Source organism: Streptomyces pseudoechinosporeus, assembly GCF_054783935.1.
This window is the reverse complement of sequence record NZ_BAAGPS010000004.1, coordinates 17,864-36,987: the sequence shown is the minus strand read 5'-3', so window position 1 is coordinate 36,987 and position 19,124 is coordinate 17,864. Positions and strand designations below refer to the sequence as shown.

General features: G+C 68.7%; 20 protein-coding genes. 9 read left to right on the top strand and 11 right to left on the bottom strand.

Annotation, left to right across the window (positions count from 1 at the left end; all coding sequences use genetic code 11):
• Positions 1 to 336: 336 nt before the first annotated feature.
• Entirely contained in the window at positions 337 to 1,440 is a 1,104-nt protein-coding gene (locus tag ACYVO6_RS04750) for an ROK family transcriptional regulator (protein ID WP_461057552.1), read from the bottom strand.
• A 70-nt stretch (positions 1,441 to 1,510) separates the two neighbouring features.
• On the opposite strand from ACYVO6_RS04750, the gene ACYVO6_RS04745 reads away from it, so the two are divergent.
• Both ACYVO6_RS04745 and ACYVO6_RS04740 read left to right on the top strand, forming a co-directional pair.
• The gene (locus ACYVO6_RS04745) at positions 1,511 to 2,596 is read left to right on the top strand and encodes a Gfo/Idh/MocA family protein (RefSeq protein ID WP_461057550.1); all 1,086 of its coding nucleotides are present in this window, start codon (positions 1,511 to 1,513) and stop codon (positions 2,594 to 2,596) included.
• Entirely contained in the window at positions 2,593 to 3,099 is a 507-nt protein-coding gene (locus ACYVO6_RS04740; RefSeq protein WP_461057548.1) for a heme-degrading domain-containing protein, read from the top strand. Before ACYVO6_RS04745 ends, ACYVO6_RS04740 begins: the two co-directional genes overlap by 4 nt.
• On the opposite strand, the gene ACYVO6_RS04735 is transcribed toward ACYVO6_RS04740, so the two are convergent.
• The 5 genes from ACYVO6_RS04735 to ACYVO6_RS04715 form a co-directional block, all read right to left on the bottom strand.
• Positions 3,086 to 3,700 carry a Uma2 family endonuclease gene (locus tag ACYVO6_RS04735; protein WP_461057546.1) on the bottom strand — a complete coding sequence of 205 codons (615 nt, stop codon included), beginning with the start codon at positions 3,698 to 3,700 and terminating at the stop codon, positions 3,086 to 3,088. The genes ACYVO6_RS04740 and ACYVO6_RS04735 overlap by 14 nt on opposite strands.
• Positions 3,701 to 3,821: 121 nt before the next feature.
• Complete coding sequence (locus ACYVO6_RS04730; RefSeq protein ID WP_461057544.1) at positions 3,822 to 4,679, bottom strand: fumarylacetoacetate hydrolase family protein; 858 nt, start codon at positions 4,677 to 4,679, stop codon at positions 3,822 to 3,824.
• A 139-nt stretch (positions 4,680 to 4,818) separates the two neighbouring features.
• Positions 4,819 to 5,586: a YidC/Oxa1 family membrane protein insertase gene (locus ACYVO6_RS04725; protein WP_461058209.1), complete on the bottom strand. Its 768-nt coding sequence runs from the start codon at positions 5,584 to 5,586 to the stop codon at positions 4,819 to 4,821.
• A gap of 91 nt (positions 5,587 to 5,677) precedes the next feature.
• On the bottom strand, positions 5,678 to 5,986 hold the full coding sequence (locus ACYVO6_RS04720; protein WP_461057542.1) for a DUF6412 domain-containing protein: 309 nt from the start codon (positions 5,984 to 5,986) through the stop codon (positions 5,678 to 5,680).
• Between the two features lie 48 nt (positions 5,987 to 6,034).
• Positions 6,035 to 6,598, bottom strand: coding sequence for a winged helix-turn-helix transcriptional regulator (locus ACYVO6_RS04715; protein ID WP_033328898.1), 564 nt, complete (start codon positions 6,596 to 6,598; stop codon positions 6,035 to 6,037).
• Positions 6,599 to 6,744: 146 nt separating this feature from the next.
• Here ACYVO6_RS04715 and ACYVO6_RS04710 point away from each other — a divergent pair, with 146 nt between their 5' ends.
• A complete protein-coding gene (locus ACYVO6_RS04710; RefSeq protein ID WP_461057540.1) occupies positions 6,745 to 8,133 on the top strand; it encodes an MFS transporter in 1,389 nt (462 codons plus the stop codon).
• A gap of 63 nt (positions 8,134 to 8,196) precedes the next feature.
• Here the strand turns inward: ACYVO6_RS04710 and ACYVO6_RS04705 are convergent, their stop codons facing one another.
• Positions 8,197 to 8,994: a class E sortase gene (locus ACYVO6_RS04705; RefSeq protein WP_461057538.1), complete on the bottom strand. Its 798-nt coding sequence runs from the start codon at positions 8,992 to 8,994 to the stop codon at positions 8,197 to 8,199.
• 88 nt (positions 8,995 to 9,082) lie between these two features.
• Between ACYVO6_RS04705 and ACYVO6_RS04700 the strand changes: the two genes are divergently transcribed.
• The 3 genes from ACYVO6_RS04700 (at position 9,083) to ACYVO6_RS04690 (ending at position 11,092) form a co-directional block, all read left to right on the top strand.
• Positions 9,083 to 9,547 (top strand): DUF3592 domain-containing protein, encoded by a 465-nt coding sequence (locus ACYVO6_RS04700; protein ID WP_461057536.1) that lies wholly within the window; start codon positions 9,083 to 9,085, stop codon positions 9,545 to 9,547.
• Between the two features lie 58 nt (positions 9,548 to 9,605).
• The gene (locus ACYVO6_RS04695) at positions 9,606 to 10,622 is read left to right on the top strand and encodes a hypothetical protein (RefSeq protein WP_461057534.1); all 1,017 of its coding nucleotides are present in this window, start codon (positions 9,606 to 9,608) and stop codon (positions 10,620 to 10,622) included.
• Between the two features lie 68 nt (positions 10,623 to 10,690).
• Complete coding sequence (locus tag ACYVO6_RS04690; protein ID WP_461057532.1) at positions 10,691 to 11,092, top strand: hypothetical protein; 402 nt, start codon at positions 10,691 to 10,693, stop codon at positions 11,090 to 11,092.
• Between the two features lie 138 nt (positions 11,093 to 11,230).
• Here the strand turns inward: ACYVO6_RS04690 and ACYVO6_RS04685 are convergent, their stop codons facing one another.
• Positions 11,231 to 11,698: a hypothetical protein gene (locus ACYVO6_RS04685; RefSeq protein WP_461057530.1), complete on the bottom strand. Its 468-nt coding sequence runs from the start codon at positions 11,696 to 11,698 to the stop codon at positions 11,231 to 11,233.
• Positions 11,699 to 12,110: 412 nt separating this feature from the next.
• Here ACYVO6_RS04685 and ACYVO6_RS04680 point away from each other — a divergent pair, with 412 nt between their 5' ends.
• The 3 genes from ACYVO6_RS04680 to ACYVO6_RS04670 all read left to right on the top strand — a co-directional run bounded on the left by ACYVO6_RS04680 (position 12,111) and on the right by ACYVO6_RS04670 (position 14,819).
• The gene (locus ACYVO6_RS04680) at positions 12,111 to 12,509 is read left to right on the top strand and encodes a very short patch repair endonuclease (RefSeq protein WP_461058207.1); all 399 of its coding nucleotides are present in this window, start codon (positions 12,111 to 12,113) and stop codon (positions 12,507 to 12,509) included.
• Positions 12,509 to 13,480, top strand: a complete 972-nt coding sequence (locus ACYVO6_RS04675; protein ID WP_461057528.1) for a DNA cytosine methyltransferase — start codon at positions 12,509 to 12,511, stop codon at positions 13,478 to 13,480. Before ACYVO6_RS04680 ends, ACYVO6_RS04675 begins: the two co-directional genes overlap by 1 nt.
• A 97-nt stretch (positions 13,481 to 13,577) precedes the next feature.
• Positions 13,578 to 14,819, top strand: coding sequence for a DNA cytosine methyltransferase (locus ACYVO6_RS04670; RefSeq protein ID WP_461057526.1), 1,242 nt, complete (start codon positions 13,578 to 13,580; stop codon positions 14,817 to 14,819).
• Between the two features lie 15 nt (positions 14,820 to 14,834).
• Here the strand turns inward: ACYVO6_RS04670 and ACYVO6_RS04665 are convergent, their stop codons facing one another.
• The 3 genes from ACYVO6_RS04665 to ACYVO6_RS04655 are packed head-to-tail and all read right to left on the bottom strand — an operon-like array spanning position 14,835 to position 18,831.
• On the bottom strand, positions 14,835 to 15,716 hold the full coding sequence (locus tag ACYVO6_RS04665; protein WP_461057524.1) for a DUF6339 family protein: 882 nt from the start codon (positions 15,714 to 15,716) through the stop codon (positions 14,835 to 14,837).
• The gene (locus ACYVO6_RS04660; RefSeq protein ID WP_461057522.1) at positions 15,713 to 16,705 is read right to left on the bottom strand and encodes a hypothetical protein; all 993 of its coding nucleotides are present in this window, start codon (positions 16,703 to 16,705) and stop codon (positions 15,713 to 15,715) included. Before ACYVO6_RS04660 ends, ACYVO6_RS04665 begins: the two co-directional genes overlap by 4 nt.
• Positions 16,702 to 18,831, bottom strand: coding sequence for a helix-turn-helix transcriptional regulator (locus tag ACYVO6_RS04655; protein WP_461058205.1), 2,130 nt, complete (start codon positions 18,829 to 18,831; stop codon positions 16,702 to 16,704). The genes ACYVO6_RS04660 and ACYVO6_RS04655 overlap by 4 nt, the downstream gene beginning before the upstream one ends.
• Positions 18,832 to 19,124 lie beyond the last annotated feature (293 nt).

Genomic DNA, 19,124 nt, shown 5'->3' with positions numbered 1-19,124 from the left:
TGGATGCTCCGGCAGGTCCCGTCGGTGGTGTTGGTGAGATCGAGATACCAGGTCCGGTAAGCCCCTCCGGCCTCGTAAGTGGAGGGCCCGCCATGAATCCGAGTATGGACAGGGAACGCCTGACTGCCGGGCCTGGCCGAGCAGTTCGGCTCAGCGTTGAGGGCCTGCGCGGGCAAAGGGGCGAGGGCGGCGGCAGCAAGGGAGAAAAGGGGCAAAAAGTCACACAGTCGCATGAACATCGGAGCTTGCCAGGAGCAGGCAGGGTCAGAACGCCGGGAGACTCCTGGCGGGACCCGTTCGGGGGGCGAGTTCAGCAGGTCGGCTCAGCGAGCGAGATCAATCTTCCGCTCGCCCGAACAACGGCGCCAACAACAACTGAGCCGCCCCCTCAGCCACCCCCCACTCACCGCCGGAGGCAACCCGTACCGGCACAGGACTGCTCGCCCCCTCCCGCTGAGCCCGAGCATCGAGAACTGCCCCGACCCCCCGCACAAACCGCTCGGGCTCAGCGGCAACAATCCGCCCGCCCAGCAGCACAAGATCGATATCAAGCAGCCCCACGAGATTCGCGGCGCCGGCGCCCAGCACCCGAGCCGCCTCGTCCACATCCCCCCGGGCCACGGCCCTCAGGCACAACACCTCCACGCACCCACGGTCCCCGCACGAACACACCGGCCCGTCCAGCTGGATCACCTGATGCCCGAACTCCCCCGCCCCGGTATGCGCCCCCCGATGCACGGCCCCACCCAGTACGAGCCCGGCCCCCAGCCCCGTACCAAGATGCAGATACGCGAAGGACCCGACCTCACCCTCCACCGCGAGCGCCAGCGCAGCGGCATTGGTGTCCTTGTCCAGCACGACCGGCATCCCCAGCCGCCGGGCCAAGGCATCGCGCAACGGAAACCCGTCCCACTCGGGAAACCCGGTCACCCGATGCAGCACCCCGTGGGTGTGATCGAGCGGCCCGGGCATGGCGACCCCGACCCCGAGAACCGCCCCCAGCTCCCCGTCCAGGCCCCCGACCAGCGCCTCGACCTCGCCCGCGACCACGTCCAGCACGGGCTCCGCCCCGGCCCCCAGATCGAGCGGCCCCCGCCGCTCCCCCACAACCGCCCCGGTCAGATCGACCAGCACCGCCCGCAGTTCATCCCGTTCAAGATGCAGCCCCACGGCATGCCCGGCCTCCGGCACGAGCCGCAGCGACGTCCGCGGCTTGCCGCCCGTGGAGGCCTGCCGCCCCGCCTCCGCCACCAGCCCGTCGTCCCGCAACCGCGCGGTGATCTTGCTGACGGCCTGCGGAGTCAGCCCCGTACGCTCCGCGAGCTCAAGCCGGCTGATGCCCGCGCGCCCGGCGCTGCGCAGCAGATCGAGCACCAGCGCCGCGTTGTAGCCGCGCAGTGCGAGCAGATTCGCGCCGCCTCCGGGATTTCTCCTGTTCACGTAACCCATTGTCCACCGAGGTTGCCCTTTGGCAACAGCGTTGCTTAAGTTGTGAGGCATGGTGGAGAACATGACCGACACACCCCTCGGCACCCCCTCTCGCGTGGGCCTCGTCGGCTACGGCCTCGCGGGCTCCGTCTTCCACGCCCCGCTGATCGCCGCCACCGAGGGCCTCGCCCTCGACACGATCGTCACCGCGAACCCGGAGCGGCAGCAGCAGGCGAGGACCGAGTTCCCGGACGTACGGATCGCGGCGACCCCCGACGAACTCTGGTCCCGCGCCGACGACTTGGACCTGATCGTCATCGCGTCCCCGAACAAGACGCACGTCCCGCTCGCCACCGCCGCCCTCAAGGCGGGCCTCCCGGTCGTGGTCGACAAGCCGATCGCGGGCACGGCGACGCAGGCCCGCGAGCTGGCCTCACTGGCCGACGAACGCGGACTGCTCCTCTCCGTCTTCCAGAACCGCCGCTGGGACCACGACTTCCTGACCCTCCACAAGCTCCTCGCCGACGGCGAACTCGGCGACATCTACCGCTTCGAGTCCCGCTTCGAACGCTGGCGTCCCGGGCTCAAGGGCGGCTGGCGCGAGTCCGGCGACCCGGCAGAGGTCGGAGGTCTGCTGTACGACCTCGGCAGCCACGTGGTCGACCAGGCCCTGGTCCTCTTCGGCCCCGCGGCCTCGGTGTACGCGGAGTCGGACGTACGCCGCCCGGGCGCCGAGGCGGACGACGACACGTTCATCGCGATCACGCACGAGAACGGCGTCCGCTCCCACCTGTACGTCTCTGCCACCACAGCCCAACTCGGCCCGCGCTTCCGGGTGTTGGGATCGAAGGCGGGATATGTGAAGTACGGCCTGGACCCGCAGGAAGCCGCCCTCCGTGAAGGTGAACGCCCAACGCCGGGCAAAGAGTGGGGAGTTGAGCCGGAGGACCTGTGGGGCCGCCTCGGCTCGGGCGAGTCCCCGCCGACCGGCGGCGGCCAGCCCGTCCCGACCCTGCCGGGCGCGTACCCCGCGTACTACGCCGCCGTCGCCACCGCCCTCCGAGGCACCGGCGAGAACCCGGTCACCGCCCTGGAAGCGGCTGCCGCCCTCGACGTACTGGAAGCAGCGCGCCGCTCGGCCCGCGACGGAGTGGCGGTGACACTGTGACCCCCAAGACACCCACCAACGCACCCACCAACGCACCCACCCTCGCGCCCAGCGTCACCGAACTCGAGGCGCAGGAACGCCGGTTGACGCTCCCCCACTTCACGTACGACGACGCCTGGACACTAGGCACGCTCCTCGTCGACCTCGCCCGGGAGCGGGGCGCCCCGGTAGCGATCGACATCACCCGCTCCGGCCAGCAGCTCTTCCACGCCGCCCTCCCCGGCTCCACCCCCGACAACGACGCCTGGATCGCCCGCAAACGCCGAGTCGTCGAGCGTTACGCCGCCTCGTCCCTTCTCATCGGCACCCGCTTCCGCGCCAAGGGCACCACCTTCGAAGCCGACTCCCGCCTGGACCCCGACCAGTACGCGGCCCACGGCGGCGCCTTCCCGATCACGGTCGAGGGCGCGGGCGTGATCGGCACGGTGGTGGTGTCGGGGCTGCCGCAACTGGAGGATCACGCGATGGTGGTGGAGGCGTTGGAGCGGTTTATCGCGGGTTAGCGGGGGCGGCCGGGGCACCGCCCTCGCGCGGGAACTCGTCCGTGGTGAGCTTGATTCCGACAGGGGTCTGAGTGAGGTCGACCGCAGTGCCGAAGTCGAGGCCCAGGTTCGAGCAGTACTCGCCGTCCTTGGGCAGCGTGTGGAGGTGCCACTTCGCGGTGTACGGGTCGACGATCAGGTAGACCGGCACCTCCGCCGCTGCGTACGCATCCAGCTTGGGCCCGTAGTCGTTGGCCGCGGTGTCCTTGGAGATCACCTCGGCGATGAACTCGACGTCCTGGTAGCGCCAACGGCCTTTACTGTCCTGGACAGCGTCCTCTTTGAAGGCGGCGACGTCAGAAGCAAACCCGTTGAGGTGGCCGGGGAAGTCGACCCGGACATCGGAGGCGATGCGCTCTTCCGGATACCGCGCCAGAAGCTGCACGATGATGTTCAGGATGATCCGCCAGTGCGTCTGGCGCTGCGGCGACATGTAGATGGCCCCCTGGACGATCTCAACCTTGTATCCCTCAGGGGCGGGCTCAAGCCACTCGAACATCATGTCCAACGTGCGCTCGTCGCTCTGCTCGGCCATCGCGATCCTGTCGTCGAGAACAGTCACTGTGCCGCTCCTCCCCGCTGCCGCAGGGTCGCGCGCAGCCGCGTAGTACAACGATACGCTCGGCATCCCGGTCACGCCGGAGTGCCGAGCACCGTCGTCACACTCGCCACCGCCGGAGGCGCTACGCGTCCTTCAGCTCCTGCCGCTGCCGCCCCAGCCCCCCGATCTCCAGCTCCACCACATCCCCCGCCCGCAAGAACGGCTTAGGCTCCGGCTGCCCCATCGCCACCCCCGCCGGCGTACCCGTATTGATGACGTCCCCGGGGTAAAGCGTCATGAACTGGCTTACGTACCGCACCACTTCAGCCACGGGAAAGATCTGGTCGGCCGTGCTGCCGTCCTGCTTCAGCTCGCCGTTGACCCACAGCCTCAGCGACAGCTGCTGCGGATCCGGCACCTCGTCCGCCGTCACGAGCCACGGCCCGAGCGGGTTGAACGTCTCGCAGTTCTTGCCCTTGTCCCAGGTCCCGCCCCGCTCGATCTGGAAGGCGCGCTCGGAGACGTCGTGCGCCACCGCGTACCCGGCGACATGCGCGAGCGCCTCCTCGTGCGAGCCGAGATACCGCGCCGTACGCCCGATGACGACCGCCAGCTCGACCTCCCAGTCGGTCTTCTCCGACGTACGCGGCACGAGCACGGTGTCGTACGGCCCGACAACCGTGTCCGCCGCCTTGAAGAAGATGACCGGCTCGGCGGGCGGCTCGGCGCCGGTCTCGGTGGCGTGGTCGTGGTAGTTGAGGCCGATGCAGACGACCTTGCCGATCCGGGCGAGCGGCGGCCCGACCCGCAGCCCCGCCGCGTCCAGCGCGGGCAGTTCCCCCGCCTCGGCCGCGCTCCGGATCCGGCCGAGCGCCGCGTCGTCGGCGAGCAGCGCCCCGTCGATGTCCGGGACGATGCCCGACAGATCCCGCAGCACCCCCTCGGCATCGAGCAGCGCGGGCCGCTCCGTCCCGGCCGTACCGACTCGCAGCAGCTTCATGAATCCCCATCTCCCTCGATCGCGGGCAGCCCGCCGATGGGTGCGGTCATGGGTGCAGGACGGCTGGATCCATCGGAGGACTGGTCGATCCTCCAAGCTGTACGTCCACTCCGCAATACCCGGTTCACAAGCTGGACTTTCACCCAGCGGCAGCCGCCAACGGCGACGCCCCCGGCATGTCCCGGTACAGCACAGCCCGCTCGACCGCACTCCACGTCGTACTGGTCACCACGTACAAGGCGGCGGCCAGCGGCACGAAGGCGACCGTGAACAGCGTCATGAACGACATCAGCGGCATGAACTTCAGAACCGCCCCCATCCCCGGCACCTGCTGCTCACCACTCCCCGCGGCCACCACCGGCGTGGCGGCCATCTGCCGCTTCGTACGCCGGTAGTTGAAGGTGGCGACGCAGGCGACGACCACGAACAGCCCGAGATAGACCAGCCCCCGCGCCCCGAACACCCCGCCGTCCCCCAGCGCGTCCATCCACCGTCCGCCGAGCGGAGCCGCGAGCAGCTTGTGGGCGAGCAGGGCGTTCGCCTCGCCGCCGATCGTCGAGTTGGAGAAGAGGTGGTAGAGCAGGAAGAAGGCCGGCAGCTGGAACAGACTCGGCAGACAGCCGGACAGCGGCGAGACCTTCTCCTTGGCGTGCAGCTCCATGACGGCCTTCTGGAGCTTCTCGGGGTTCTTCTTGTGCTTCTTCCGCAGCTCGGCGATCTGCGGCTGCAGCCGGGCGCGTTCCCGCTGCCCCCGCGCCGCGGCCCGCGACAAGGGGTGCACGAGGAGCCGTACGAACGCGGTGAACAACACGATCGCCGCAGCCGCCGCGGACGCCTGGAACAACGGCTCGAGGAGATCGGCCAGCCCTTCGACGAGGCTGGCGAAAACGGACATGAAAGCGGACATGGGTGAGCCCTCCGGGGTCTCGTCGTGCCGGGAGATGTACGTCGGCATGACGGCCCGCGAGAGGGCTTCGGGTGAGGTGCTGCCAGGTCCCCTACGCGGCCGTCAGGAGGAGACGGCCGGGTGCTCGAGGACGCGTACGCCCGGAGGCGTCGGGATCACGTTGCGGCAGGAACGCCGTACGCCGCTCACGGTCGCGGATGGCCGTACGCACCCGCGTACGGGGCACGGCGGGCGCGAGCCGCGCGGAGATGACGGAACAGACGGCGAGCGCGGACCCGGCCGCGGCGGTCGCGGCGAACGTGACGGCGCCGACGAGGCTGCCGGAGTCGAGGAGCGCCACCTCGAGGAGGAGGACGAACAGCACGGCGACGGGCTTCAGTTGGGCCCAGGTCCGCACCATCGGCTGTCCTCCCTTCCTTCCTGCCCCATGCTCCATGGCCTCCTGCCGTTATACAGGATCCGTCTGCGCAGATGCCGTCTGCACAGGATCCGTCTCGATCGGCTGAAGCAGCCTCTTGGGCTTGAGCAGCGCACGGCTGACCGGGTCCTCCGGGTCCGGGTCGAGTCCGGGCCCCGGCGCCATTTCCACATCCTCCAGGGGTACGACGATTCCGCACGCGGGGCATTCGCCGTACGGGCCGAGTTCCGTGGCCGTACCGCAGGTGGCGTGCCGGAAGTAGCGCAGCTGCCTCTGTGTGAAGTGCTCGCGCCCCCACAGGCCGAGGGACCGGAGTGTGGGCCACAGCGCCTGGCCGCGCTCGGTGATGACGTACTCGTCGCGCGGCGGCGACTCCTGGTAGCGGCGCCTCTCGAGAATGCCCGCGGCGGTGAGCGCCTGGAGGCGGGCGGCCAGGACGGCGCGCGGGATACGGAGATGGACGAGGAAGTCGTTGTAGCGCCGCACTCCGTAGAGCGCGTCGCGGACGACGAGCAGCGTCCAGCGCTCGCCGACGATCTCCAGCGCGCGGGCGATCGAGCACTCCTGCGCGGCGTAGTCCTTGCCCAGAGCCATGGGTTCCACTGTAGCCACTTTTCGACCTCAGGGTTCAGTCAATGAACCTACGGTGCTACGGTCGGCCTCGGACGCACGAGTTCATTCACTGAACCTAATCGTTAATCGCACCTGAATCTGCACCTGAACGCTGAAAAGGGCAGCCCATGCCACGCACCGACGCCACCCCACCCGCCGCAAAGCAGCCCGCGCGAGCCGCCCCCGACCGCCCCGCCGCCACCCTCGCCGTCACGAGCGCCGCCACGGCCGTGGCCCTGATGACGTACACCGCGCCGATGGTCACGCTCCCCGACACCGCCGCCGCGCTGCACACCCCGCTCTCCGCCCAGGCCTGGCTGCTGAACGGCACCCCGCTCGGTCTCGCCGCCCTGCTCCTGGTCGCAGGCAGCCTCGCCGACGACTACGGCCGCCGCCGGATCTTCCTCGGCGGCACGGTCGCGCTGGGCATCACCACGGCGCTGGGCGCGCTCGCGTCCTCGACCTGGCTGTTCACTGCGGCCCGTATCGCGCAGGGCGCGGCGAGCGCGGCGATCCTCGCCAGCAGCCTGGGCCTGATCGTGCACGCCTTCCCGACCGCGGCCGGGAGGGTGCGGGCCACGGGCGTCTGGGGCGCGTTCGTCAGCGGCGGCATCGCGACGGGCCCGCTGCTCGCGGGCGGGATCGCCTCCTGGGACTGGCGGGCGGCGTACGCGGTCCTGGGCGCGGCGGCACTGATCGTCGCGCTCTTCGGGGCCCGCTCACTCACGGAGTCCCGCGTCCCGCGCGGCGGACTCCCGGACCTCGCCGGGGCGTTCACCTTCGGCCTCGCGCTCGCCTCCCTGGTGGCCGCGCTCACCCTGGGCCGCGACGGCTGGCTGCGCGCACCGGTGGGCGTCCTGCTCGCCGCGACCGTCCTGCTGACCTTCGTGTTCGTCCTCGTCGAGCACCGGGCCACAACACCCATGATCGACCTCGGCCTGCTGCGCCGCCCCCGCTTCCTGGCGTCCTCCGCGGGCGGCCTCTTCACGGGGCTCGCGGTGATCGGCCTGTTCAGCTTCCTGCCGGCCATCCTGCAACAGTCGCTGGGCCTGTCCGCGATGGACACCGCATGGCTGTCCCTGCTCTGGTCGGGCCTCTCCTTCGCGGTCGCCCTGCAGGCGAGGCGGCTGACCGGCCGGGTCCCCCCACGCCCCCAACTCGCCCTGGGTTTCGCCCTGCACGCCGCCGGCGTCCTGTCGATGCTCGGCGCAATCGGGTCCGGCTCCTGGCACCGCCTCCTGCCCGGCCTCGTCGTCGCGGGCGTCGGCAGCGGCCTCCTGAACGCCGCGCTGCCGCTGGTCGCCGTGGACTCCGTCCCCGCCGCCCGCGCCGCGATGGGCTCGGGCGCCAACCAGACGTTCCGCTACATCGGTTCGTGCGCGGGCGTCGCACTCACGATCGCGGTGGTGACGTCCTCCGGCTCACTGTCCCGCGGAACGGACCTCGCGCTTGGCGTCTCGGCGGGGCTCGCCCTCCTGGGCGCAGTCAGCGTGCTGCTTCTCCGAGACCGGACGTGAGGCGTGACCGGGCGTGAGGCCGTCCTGCCCCGTTCAACCCCGTCCGGCACCAACTGGCCCGGCCTAGCGAGGCCGCATGGAGGCGAGCTTCCCCCAGACCACCAAGCGGTACTTGGAGGAGTACTCCGGGGTGCAGGTGGTGAGGGTGAGGTAATAACCGGGATCGGAGTAGCCGTACCGCGGGTGGACGAGGCTGCGGGGGATCTCGCGGATCACTCCGCCGTCGCGCGGGGCGGTCTGCGGGAGCGTCCGGTCGACGACGTACGTATAACCGGCCGTACGGGTCTCGACCTCGATCCGGTCCCCTTCCCGCAGCCGGTTGATGTACCGGAAGGGCTCACCGTGCGTGTTCCGGTGCCCCGCGAGCGCGAAGTTGCCGGCCTGGCCGGGCTGGGCGGTGTCCGGGTAGTGACCGACGTACCCCTTGTTGAGGACGTTCGGCTTGCTGATGCCTTCCGCGACGGGGACGCGGAGCCCGAGGCGGGGGATGGTGAGGATGGCGTAGGCCTGGTCCCAGCGGGGTTGCCGGGCGGGGGTGACAGGATCCGGCCCCCGCCGGGAGGAGCTGCTGGAGTCGCCGCCCGAGCCGCGAGGTTCACCGCGGCCATCGCCATGGCTGCTGCTGTCACCCCCGATCACCGAAGGACTACTGTCCCCCTCTCCCTCCCACTCCCTCTCCAGGGCCTGGACCTTCCTCTCGGCGCCCTCCCGGGCCTGCCGATTGGTCCACCACAGCTGATGGACGACGAGGAGCATGAGGACGACACCGAGGGTGACGAGGAGCTCGGCCCCGTTCCAGAGGAGGCGCGCGACCAGGGCACGCCGCCGCCGGCTCCGCCGACTGGTGACGGGAACCCGCATGCGTACGCCTCCTGTCCCACGCCTCCTGCCTTTCACTGCGGGCGCACGATAAGGGCTGCGGCCTCAACTCACCATCCCCATAAGCGCGATGACAGCCATAAGCTCGCTGCTCATGAGTACGTACTGGCTCCTGGCTCTGATCCCGTTCCTCGCCGGCCTCTCCCTGAGCGCGCAGCAGGGCATGCTGGCCGTCACCGAACGCTTGCTGCGCCGCACCGCGCGCCGCGTCGAAGGCACGGTCACCGGCCACGTGGCCTCCCGCGAGGCGACGTACGCCGCCCTCCACCCCGTCGTCCGCTGGACGGACGACGGGGTCGAGTACGAACGCGCCACCCCCGACACGATCAGCGCCCACCGCCTCCAGGAGGGCAGCCGCGTGCGCCTCCTCGTCATGCCGGGTACCCCCGACACGGTGGCTCTGGACTCGCCGGACCGCTACAGGTCGGCGGTGTTCGGCATGTGGCTGGGGGTGGTGCTGTGGGGCGGCGCGCTGACTGCGGTACTGGTCCGCATCGCGACACTGTTGCCTCCTTCCTGCGACCGCTACTGCTGAGCGCCCCTGGTAAGCCCATCTCTCTTGTTCGTACGGCGACGGCAGTACGGTGTCCCCCATGCGCCCCGACACGCCTGCCGAGTACGTCGACCACAACGCCGAAGCAGCACGCCTGGAGCGGACCGCCGGCCTCTACCCCGAGGACGCGGAGCACCTGCTGCTGCAGGCCGCGGCCCACCTCGAACTGGCCGACGACCGCCCCCGAGCCAGCACCCTCTACGACCGCCTGCTCTCCACCCCCGACTCCCTGGAGAACCCCCTCCTGGTACGCGCCCTGAAGGCGGCCAACCTCTGGGAGTACGGCCACGAGGCGGAGGCCCGAGCGATCATCGACGGCGTCCGCGCCGCGTCCCCCCGCGATCCGGCCCCCTGGGTGATCGTGGCGGAGGCCCTGGAGTCCCACGACGAGCTGGAGGCGGCGCAGGAGACGTTCACGGAGGGCACGACGCTGTTGCTGACCGACGTGACGGACCCCCCGTACGCCACCCACCCCCTGCTCTTCGGCCGCCACCGAGTCCGCCGCATGCTGGGCATGCCCCACGACCACTGGGACACCCGAGCGGACACCCTGCACAAGGCCCCGGTGTCCTTGGACGAACTCCACGACCCGAAGCGGGTGTGGTCCCTTGGCTCCGACAACCCGGCGGAACTCCAGGCGGAGATCGCCCGTCTCCAGTCGGAACTGACGACGGCGAGGGAGGCCCTGTCCCGCCCGTTCCCGGTGGCGATACTGCACTGGCCGGCGGACGAGCTGGCCGAACTGGTCGCTGCGTACCCATCGTTGGAGTCGGAGTACCCGTCGCACGAGGAGCACCTCGCGACGATAGAGACTTCGCTGAGGGAGCTGGCGGCCTCGGGGACGGGGAACTTGGGGATCGTGCCGGGGACGGTGCCGTCTTACGAGGCGTTCGCGGCTTCGGAGCTGGCGTCGCCTGCGGACGCTTCGCTGCTGCCGCAGTATGCGACGACGTTGGCGGCTCGGGGGCGGGCTGTGGCTTGGCCGCCGGAGGGGGGTGGGGGTTGTTGGTGTGGGTCGGGGCGGGTGTACGTGGGATGCCATGGGGGCGGTGGCTGACGGGGCGGACCTCGAGACGGGCCAAGGCCTCGTTGAGCATGTGAACGGCGCTGCTAGATTCGTCCGCCATGCGCTCACGTGAGTTCGACCTCGACTTTCGCGACCGGGCCAGTCGCATACGCACCTGGGGTATCGGCCTGTTGTCCCTCGCGGCGCTCCTGTGGACATGGTGTTTCCTGTTGCTGCTCACGCCGTACGAGGTCGACGAGGAGCCCGACGACCAATACCCCCAGGAGTGCGAATCACGGTTGTTCACGGAGCGCGGTACGGCCAACGAGGGCCTACTCAGGGGGGATTGGTGTCAGAACGAACGTGACTGGCCCGAGGCCCTGGCCGTGCTCGGCCTGTCCGTGCCGGTGTCGGTCGCCGGCGTGGCGCTCTTCACGAACGGCAGCGCGTCCCTCCGAATGAGCGCCCACGCCCAGGCAATGCGCGAGCTGGACAGGCTTGCCGACGCACGGAAGACCTAGCCCGTACGGCCGACTGCTACAGACGACGCATGGTGAAGGCACTCACTCAGCAGCACGCAGCACCGTGACCACCACCGTGTCGAGAAGCACGACGCCCCGAACCCTCTCTGTCAGCCTTGGGTGAGACGTCACGGATGGCTAATGCCCCTTCGTCCGGTCGAAGTCTGTGATGTTGAGCTTGACGTTGGTGTCCTTGAGCGTCGTGAACATCTCGCCCGTCGTCGTCTGGCCGGGCCGCACGTTGGCAACGAATTCGGTTGAGTTGGCCACCCGGGTTCCGTTGGGGGCAACGGCCTCCCAGTCCCAGGTGTAGTTGGACTTCTCCGAGCTATTGTTCTTGATCGTCCAGGTGACCCAGATGTTGGTGATTCCCGCTTGGGATCGGTCGTCGAGCTTGAAGCTGACCAAGTCCTTGCGCTCACTAGCCTGCGGATCTTCCCGGCCGCCTTGCGGATCTTCGCCCTGCTCGGGCTGCTGCTCTTGCGTCTGCGTCGGTTCAGTGGGAGCCGGAGTCGACTCATCATCGCCAGCGCCGCAGCCTCCGAGTGCCAGACCGCCAGCGGCTACCAGTGCTACAAACGTTGCTACAATCCCTCGTCGCTTCATGATGCACCTCTGTGTAGTGCTACCACCACATGTACACCTATTTGGGATGACTCTGTCGAGACCCCTCGGGCGAGGAGTCCGCCAGCTACCAGGCCGACACCCTGATGCAGATGGTCGCTGGGTTCGGCTTCCACGCCGGCCACGGGGACCTGATGCGGTCGTGCGCGCCCCTGTGATGGAATCGACACCGCAGCCGTAGTCCAACGGCTCGATCGATTTGCGCAGGGCTAGTGAGGGCGTTCGGGCTTGCCACGCCCACCTCGTCCAGGCGGCCGGGGCAAGCCCGGTGCGATACCACGGATCGACTCGGGCCGGGCGGACTCGGCAGTCAGTCGAACGGACCGAGCCACGATCGTGAGGCACAGCCGCCTTGAGCACGATGAAGCCGTCGTCGCCCGCCGTCTCGGCACGCATGAGCAGACAGGCCAGCAAGGACACGGCCGTCGAACTGGCGGTCCGTCGCCTGCTGCACGCGGCCGGGCTGCGCTACCGCATCGAGTACCCGGTACCCGGCATGGCCCGACGCCGGATCGACGTGGCCTTCACGTCGGTCAAGGTGGCCGTCCTGATCGACGGGTGCTTCTGGCACGGCTGCCCCGAACACGCCACACAGCCGAAGTCGAACGCGGAGTGGTGGCGGCAGAAGCTGGACCGCAACATGTCACGTGACGTGGAGACCACTGAGCACCTGATGGCGGCCGGGTGGGAAGTGCTGCGGTTCTGGGAGCATGAGGCGCCGGAGGATGTAGCCCTACGCGTCGCAGCGGCGGTGACGCGTCGGAGGGCCAAACGGGGACGGGGGACGAATTGATGAGCGGGTTGACCTTTGTGGACGTGTGCTCCGGGGCGGGTGGGCTGGCCCTCGGACTGGAGCGCGCCGGCTTCGAGCCGAGGCTGCTCCTGGACGAGGATGCTGATGCCTGCCGGACCATAAGGACCAACCGACCGAACTGGAACGTGCTTCAAGGGGACCTTCTGGATCTCGACCCGAGCGAGCACCCGGAAAGCTACGACGTGGACCTTCTGTCGGCGGGACTGCCGAGGGTGAAGTCGAACGCCACGGCCGCCCGGGCCGAGTCGGGCGAAGAGGAACGGCTGCTGAAGGCTGCCATCTATCTCGCCCACGCGGTCAGACCTCGGGCGCTGCTCGTCGAGAATGTGCCCACCCTCGCGCACTCGGACAGGTTCCGCGACTTCCGCGAGTTCGCCCGCGCCGAACTGGAGCATCTCGGTTACGAGTTCAGCTGGTTCGTCCTCAACGCCGCCGACTTCGGAGTGCCGCAGGACCGCAAGCAGGGGGTGCTGGTGGCGATCAAGAAGCGGTGGTTCTCCTCCTTTCGATCGCCTTCCCCTACCGTGTCGGACCATGTGTCGGTCGGCGAAGCCCTGGGGCCTTCCATGCGGTCGCGTGGTTGGAAGGACGCCGACCGGTGGGCGGCCCGAGCGACCACCGTGGCACCGACGTTGGTCGGTGGGTCGAAGAACCGCGGTGGGGCGGACCTGGGACTGGCCGGTACCAAGCGGAAGTGGGAGAAGCTGGGGGTGAACGCCAACTCGCTGGGCAACGAGATACCCGGGCCGGAATTCGTGTGGGCACCGGAGCACGGCAAGGAAGCCATGGTGCGGCTCACGGTGGACCAGACGGCTCTGCTCCAGAGCTTCCCGGAGGACTGGGAGATCACGGGGAAGAAGACGGCCCGATACCGGCAGATCGGCCACGCCTCGCCGCCGCCGGTGGGCGAGGCGCTGGGCCTGGCCATCGCCGACGCACTCCACTCCTGAGCGAAGAACTTCCTGCTCAGAGCGGCAATCTCGGGCTCTGAACGGCCGCGTGATACAGGCGGTCCCCAAGCCCCTCGGCCGGCTACACTTCCACCTCATGACCCGAGCACCTCATCCGGACGCTGACGCGTTCGTGAACGCGAACCAGGATCCACCCGTGATCGTCGACCTCTTCGCGGGACCGGGCGGCCTGGACATCGCAGCAGAAATGCTCGGAGTGCCCACGATCGGTGTGGAGTGGGAGAAATCAACCCGCGCGACCAGGCACGCCGCCGGTCTCCGCACCACCGAGGTGGGCGACGTGGCGAAGCTGAACCCGCTCGACCCCGAGGTTCACTCGGCCCGCGTCCTCACCGGAGGTCCGCCCTGCCAGACCTACTCGGTGGCAGGTAACCGGGAGGGACACAAAGCCCTCGACGAAGTGTTGGACCTTGCCCAGCTCGTGGGAGACAGCACGACCGTCGGAAAGCTGGAGAAGGCTTGGGCGGAGGTGGAGCGGAGAGCCGTCGAACTGGAGTGGGCCGACGAGCGCACCGGGCTCGTGCTCCAACCGCTTCGGTGGATCGTCGAGAAGAAGCTCAAGTCCGATCCCTACGAAGTGGTGGTACTGGAGCAGGTCCCCACCGTCCTCCCCGTATGGAAGAAGTACCGCGAGATCCTTCGCGAGCTCGAGTACGACGCGGAGTGCGAGATGCTGCACACCGAGGAATACGGGGTGCCACAGACACGTCGCCGCGCGGTGTTGATCGCCCGTTACCGGGGGGCCGGCCGAGGTCGCAGTGTCGAGTTCCCGCCGCTGACGCATCAGCGCTATCGCAAGGGGGCGAAGCGACTCTCCGCAGTGCATGAACCTACGGCGCGGACACCTGGCCTCCAGCAGAGCCAGCTCTTCGGCGCCCCGGCCTCCCCGTCGGTGAAGCCATGGGTCTCCATGGGCGACGCGCTCAAGGACTCCCGTTCCACGGACTTCGTCGTCCGCTCCAACTATGGGTCGGGGGGCGACCCCAAGAAACGAGGACTCCGCGTCTCTGACGCGCCGGCCGCCACGATCACCGGCAAGGTGCGCCGGAACACGGTGCACGACCTCAAGGGCTACAACGCGGACGGTGAGCCTGAACTGGGCGCGGAACAGGACCGTTTCTCGTTCCGCGAGGCCGGGCTGCTGCAGACCTTTCCGGTCGAGTACCCCTGGCAAGGCACCGATGTCGCGCAGCAGATCGGCAACGCGATCCCGCCGCTCCTGGCCGTGCACGTCCTGTGCACGGCACTGGAACTGGACGGGGACCGTAAGAAGCGAGCCATCGAAGCGTTGAAGTCCTGGCGCCCAACCCGCTCGTAGGACGGAGGGCTCGGATCAATCCTCCTCCGGGCCCTCCTCGCTCACTTCCTTCCCCCGCACGGGCGCGTCCGCGAACAGCTCCGCGAAGTGGTCCGTCAGGCGCGCCACCGATTCTTCGGGGGCGCGCTCCTCAGCAGGCCCGGCAGGAAGCGGTCGGTGGTGCACGGAGATGCCCTCTTCTCCCTCGTCGATCCATCTCTGCACAGCCCCGGCATCCCGCTCCACATCCGGTGCGATCACGTCGTACATCAGGGTCGCGGCTGCTGTGTTGACGACCTTGCCCAGGGCGTTCGTCTCACGGCCCGTCCGCACGACTTCCCGTTTCAAAAGCCGGGCCAACGCCTGCGCCGTTGGCCGGTGGTCGATAACGTCCAGCCTCAACACTGTGTTCAGCATGTCCTGATTGCCGCAGGCGATGACAACCGGTTCATAGTCAGGCCCGTTGCGGAACAGTTCAGCCGACCACCAGAGCCGGGCGAAGGCCTGCTTGTAGTGGGGGCCTTTGAAGTACCGGGCGTTGACAGTCTTGTTCGACTCGGAAAGGTGCCGCCAGACAACGAAGTCGGGAGCAACGCCAAGGGCCAGGTAGTTCCACAGCGCGGGGTCGGCGGCCTCCCCACGCGTCAGGCGAAGAACCGCGTGCAGGCGTGGGGCGAGCCAGGCATCCACCTGCGTCGGCCTGTCGTCCCGATAGATGTACATCGCGTCGTCGATCAGATCCCGTATCGCGCGAAGTCGCGTCCGAGGGCTCTCGGGCAGGGGCTCGGCAGCCTGGTTGAGGGCGATCGCCGGGACGTTGTCCTTCCCGGACAACAACCCGTCCGTGATGAACCGCGCCGCGTTCTCATCGGCGAGCCGAGCCAGGTACTCGGGCAGGTGGTCGGGCCGCTCCGTCATGCCTCGTCCTCACGCTTGAGCTTGTCCAGGCCGCGTACGGTCTCCGAGAGCGCTCTGGGCACCTCGGCCCTTCGCATCGCCGCGTACTGGATACGCGGCTGCAGCTCTGTCCATCCCGTCGCGCCGACACGACGGCGGTGGACCTCACGCAAGGCGTCCTCAAGAGTCCGGTCGGGCACGACATCAGGAAGCATCTCCCTGAGCACCTCACCCTGCCAACCATGCGGGAACAGCGGAGTGCCGTCGTCCTCGATCTCCAGGTCGCCGATGGCCGAGTGGAACACGGCGATCCACACGTCGGCGGCCATCTGGGACACCATCAGTTCGTTGACCAGTCCCTCGGGACCCCGCCCCTCGGCGCTGAGGACGTCCGTCATGCCCTCGAAGTCGGTGTTGATGTGCACAGTGGGTAGGGTCCCCGACGCGTTCACGACCCACGGAGCGTCGGTGAAGTTCCGCAGCCAGCTGGGGCCCTTGGCGAATCCGACTTCCTTGATGTCGAAGCTCTGCTCCCGTGTCGGGGTGTCGCTCCTCGCGTCGACGATCCAGTCGTCAGCCGCTTCCGCGATGATCCGTCCCGGTACCCCGTCGACCGTCGCGACCACCTGAACCGTCAGTGTCGCGCGGTCGAAGAGGTCGGCGCGCAGCACCTGCAGTTCACCACGCCATTCACGGCCGCCTTCCGCTTCGGGGACGAGCCTCGTTGTGACACGGGTGTTGGTCGTCCTGTCCATCAGCACAGCGACCACCACGACATCGGACCACGGGCCGCCCGGCTCGATGGCCTTAGACGGAATCGTCGCCGAAACGGTCAGTGTGGCGGTCTCCCAGCCCTGTGTCTCCGCCATGCCGAGCGCGACGGCACGTTCGACCACGGAGCGCGCACGGGAGTCGAGCTGCTCGCGGGGCTGCTCGGGTGCCTTCACTCTCGCCGCGTCCACCCGCAAGGAGACCGTGCCGCGCAGGCGCGGGTACGGGAACACCTTCATGACAGCGACTCCCCTTCACCGGCGCGCAGTTCGACAACGAGACCGCTCAAGTTCGTCCTGACAGCATGCGTAGCCGGATCGGTCACACCACGGAACGTCGCGGAGCGCACACCGTCGGAGAAGCGCAGAGTGCCTTCCACCACCTGGCAGTTGTCCACTCCCACCAGCTCGGCCCACGCGATGGTGGGACGCGGGCCGGAACGCACATCGAACTTGGCCACCGGGGCGAGCCGCCAGGTGTGGCCGCCGGCAGGAATCCTGATCTCACCGATCACCTGCCAGGCTCCGCCGTCGAGCACCTGGGCGTCCAACTCCTCCAACACGGGCAATGTCGCCGCCGACAGCCGACGTGCCTTCTTCCCCGCGCCGACCGTCAACTTCGGAGCCAAGCGCCCTCCCCCGGCCTTGGGCCTCTTCTTGGGCCGGACCACCAGCTCCTTGATCGCAACGTTGGTCTCCCGCGTGAGGGACGCGATCCGCCGGTACGCCGAGGGCGAGTAGGTGAGCGTCAACTCCTCCGTCTGCCCCCACTTGTTGTGCTCCGGGGGTTCGGCGGCGCGCAGGAACTCCTCGGCCTCGGTGGCGAACGGGGCCTGTGGGCCTGCGGCATCGCCGGCCAACAGGACAGCCTGGAAGGGGTTGACGGACAACGGCAACCCGGGAACAGCGGTGTCCCGCACCGTCATCCGGTTGCCGCGCATCGCCACGACGCGATTCGGTTTGCCGTCCGGGTCCTCGGCATCCGTCACAAGGAGCACTGCGCGATGCTCGCCCAGTGAGGCTCGTCCGCTCCCCCGCGCGGGCAGATTGAGGGGCACGGTGGTCGCAGCGACCTGTCCGGACTCCGTGAGCCGCTCCACCGTCGTACCGTCGAGAAACGCCTTCAGGGCGCGCGTACGGGACGGCTGCGTGACTGTGGGATCCACGCGCTCCTCCGGAAGGATCACCTCACCGTTGCGCAGGGTGCGTACGGAAGCCTCGAGCAGCGGGAGTCGGTCGCCGCCGCCCGTCATCGCTGCCCAGAAGTTCTTGCCCAAGGCCCGTACGAGCCGGCGGTGCATCCGCTGGATGCTGTCGTCGTCCTCGCCCTCGTCGTCATCGGGTGCGCGATTGAGGTCCACCAGGCTCGCCACGTCATGAGCCCCCACGATCAGGAACGATGTCCCAGGCTCACCACTCTCACGCTTGAGATGCAGGGATTCGACGGTTTCCTCGTCCGCCCACCATGAGCGCGTCACGGCGGCTCCGGGTGAGTCAGGGTCAGGCCGACCCAGCCACGCCGGCCCTGCCCATGCCTCGCCGTTGACCTGACGCCATGGCAGGTCGAGGCGTCCGATGACGCGACGCTCGGTACGACCCTCGTGCGGTTCGGACAGTGTGGAGTTCATGAGGACGAGACCCAGTCGACTGGTCGCCCACAGGGTGGCCTTGCCGAGGCCGTACGAACCACCCGCCGAACTATCGGACTTGTGACTGTCGAGCTGGCGCCTCACCACCGCGGCAAAGCGGCCGTCGCCGTAGTCGTCGCCCGTCAGTCCCGCGGCGTTGTAGTCGTCCACCCGCAGCAGCACGAGACGGTCATACTGGTACATGTCTCGTAGTCCCGCGTTGATGACCCGGCCGACCTTCTGTTCCTGCGCGGCGGCCACTTCGTAGTGCGGGAAGAGCTTGTCCCACAGGATGGCTTCTCGGAATCTCGCGAGCGTCTCACCGGTGAGCTCGTGAAGGGTGTAACGCACGCGCACGGGTCGCCCGTTGGAGGTGAGCCGCTCGTCGAGACTGTTCTGACAGGTCTCTCGAGCCAGCACCGACACGTCCGCGTCGAAGGCGAACGCGGCGGCGTTGCCCAACTCCCGGCCGCCGTCCGCATGTCCGTGTCGGTGGTACCAGCCGATGGGAAGGCCGGCCTGAGTGTCAGTGGTGCGGGTGTGCACCGTAGCCAGGTCGGTATTCAAGGCCTGAGCGATACGTTCGATCGTCTCGGGACGCGGAGCGGCCCGTCCGGTGATCCACGCCGAGACGGCCGCGCGTGTCACATCCACGGCCTGGGCCAGCTCGGTCTGCGTCATGTCGGCGAGCTTCAACTGCCGCGCCAGCCATGGACCGAAGTCCTCGCCTGCTTCCACGGTCACCTGCTCTCGGATCGTGCGCCACTTGCGTCGGACAGAGAGTCCACGATACTCCCGCCTTTGACAGCGCGCACCCTGTCAAACGACCTTTGACAGACATCCAGCCTCTAGAAGTTCATCGCGCGGAGCGATCCACCCCCCTTCTCCCGAAGTGTCCCGCTTTGCCGTCCAGTCCGATGAATCGCGAATACCCCTTCGAATCCCCTTGCGCATCCCCACCACGGCCAGGTAGCGTCATTTTCAACGGCCCCACACGCCTCGGATGAAGTAATTCTCCGACACCTTGGTAG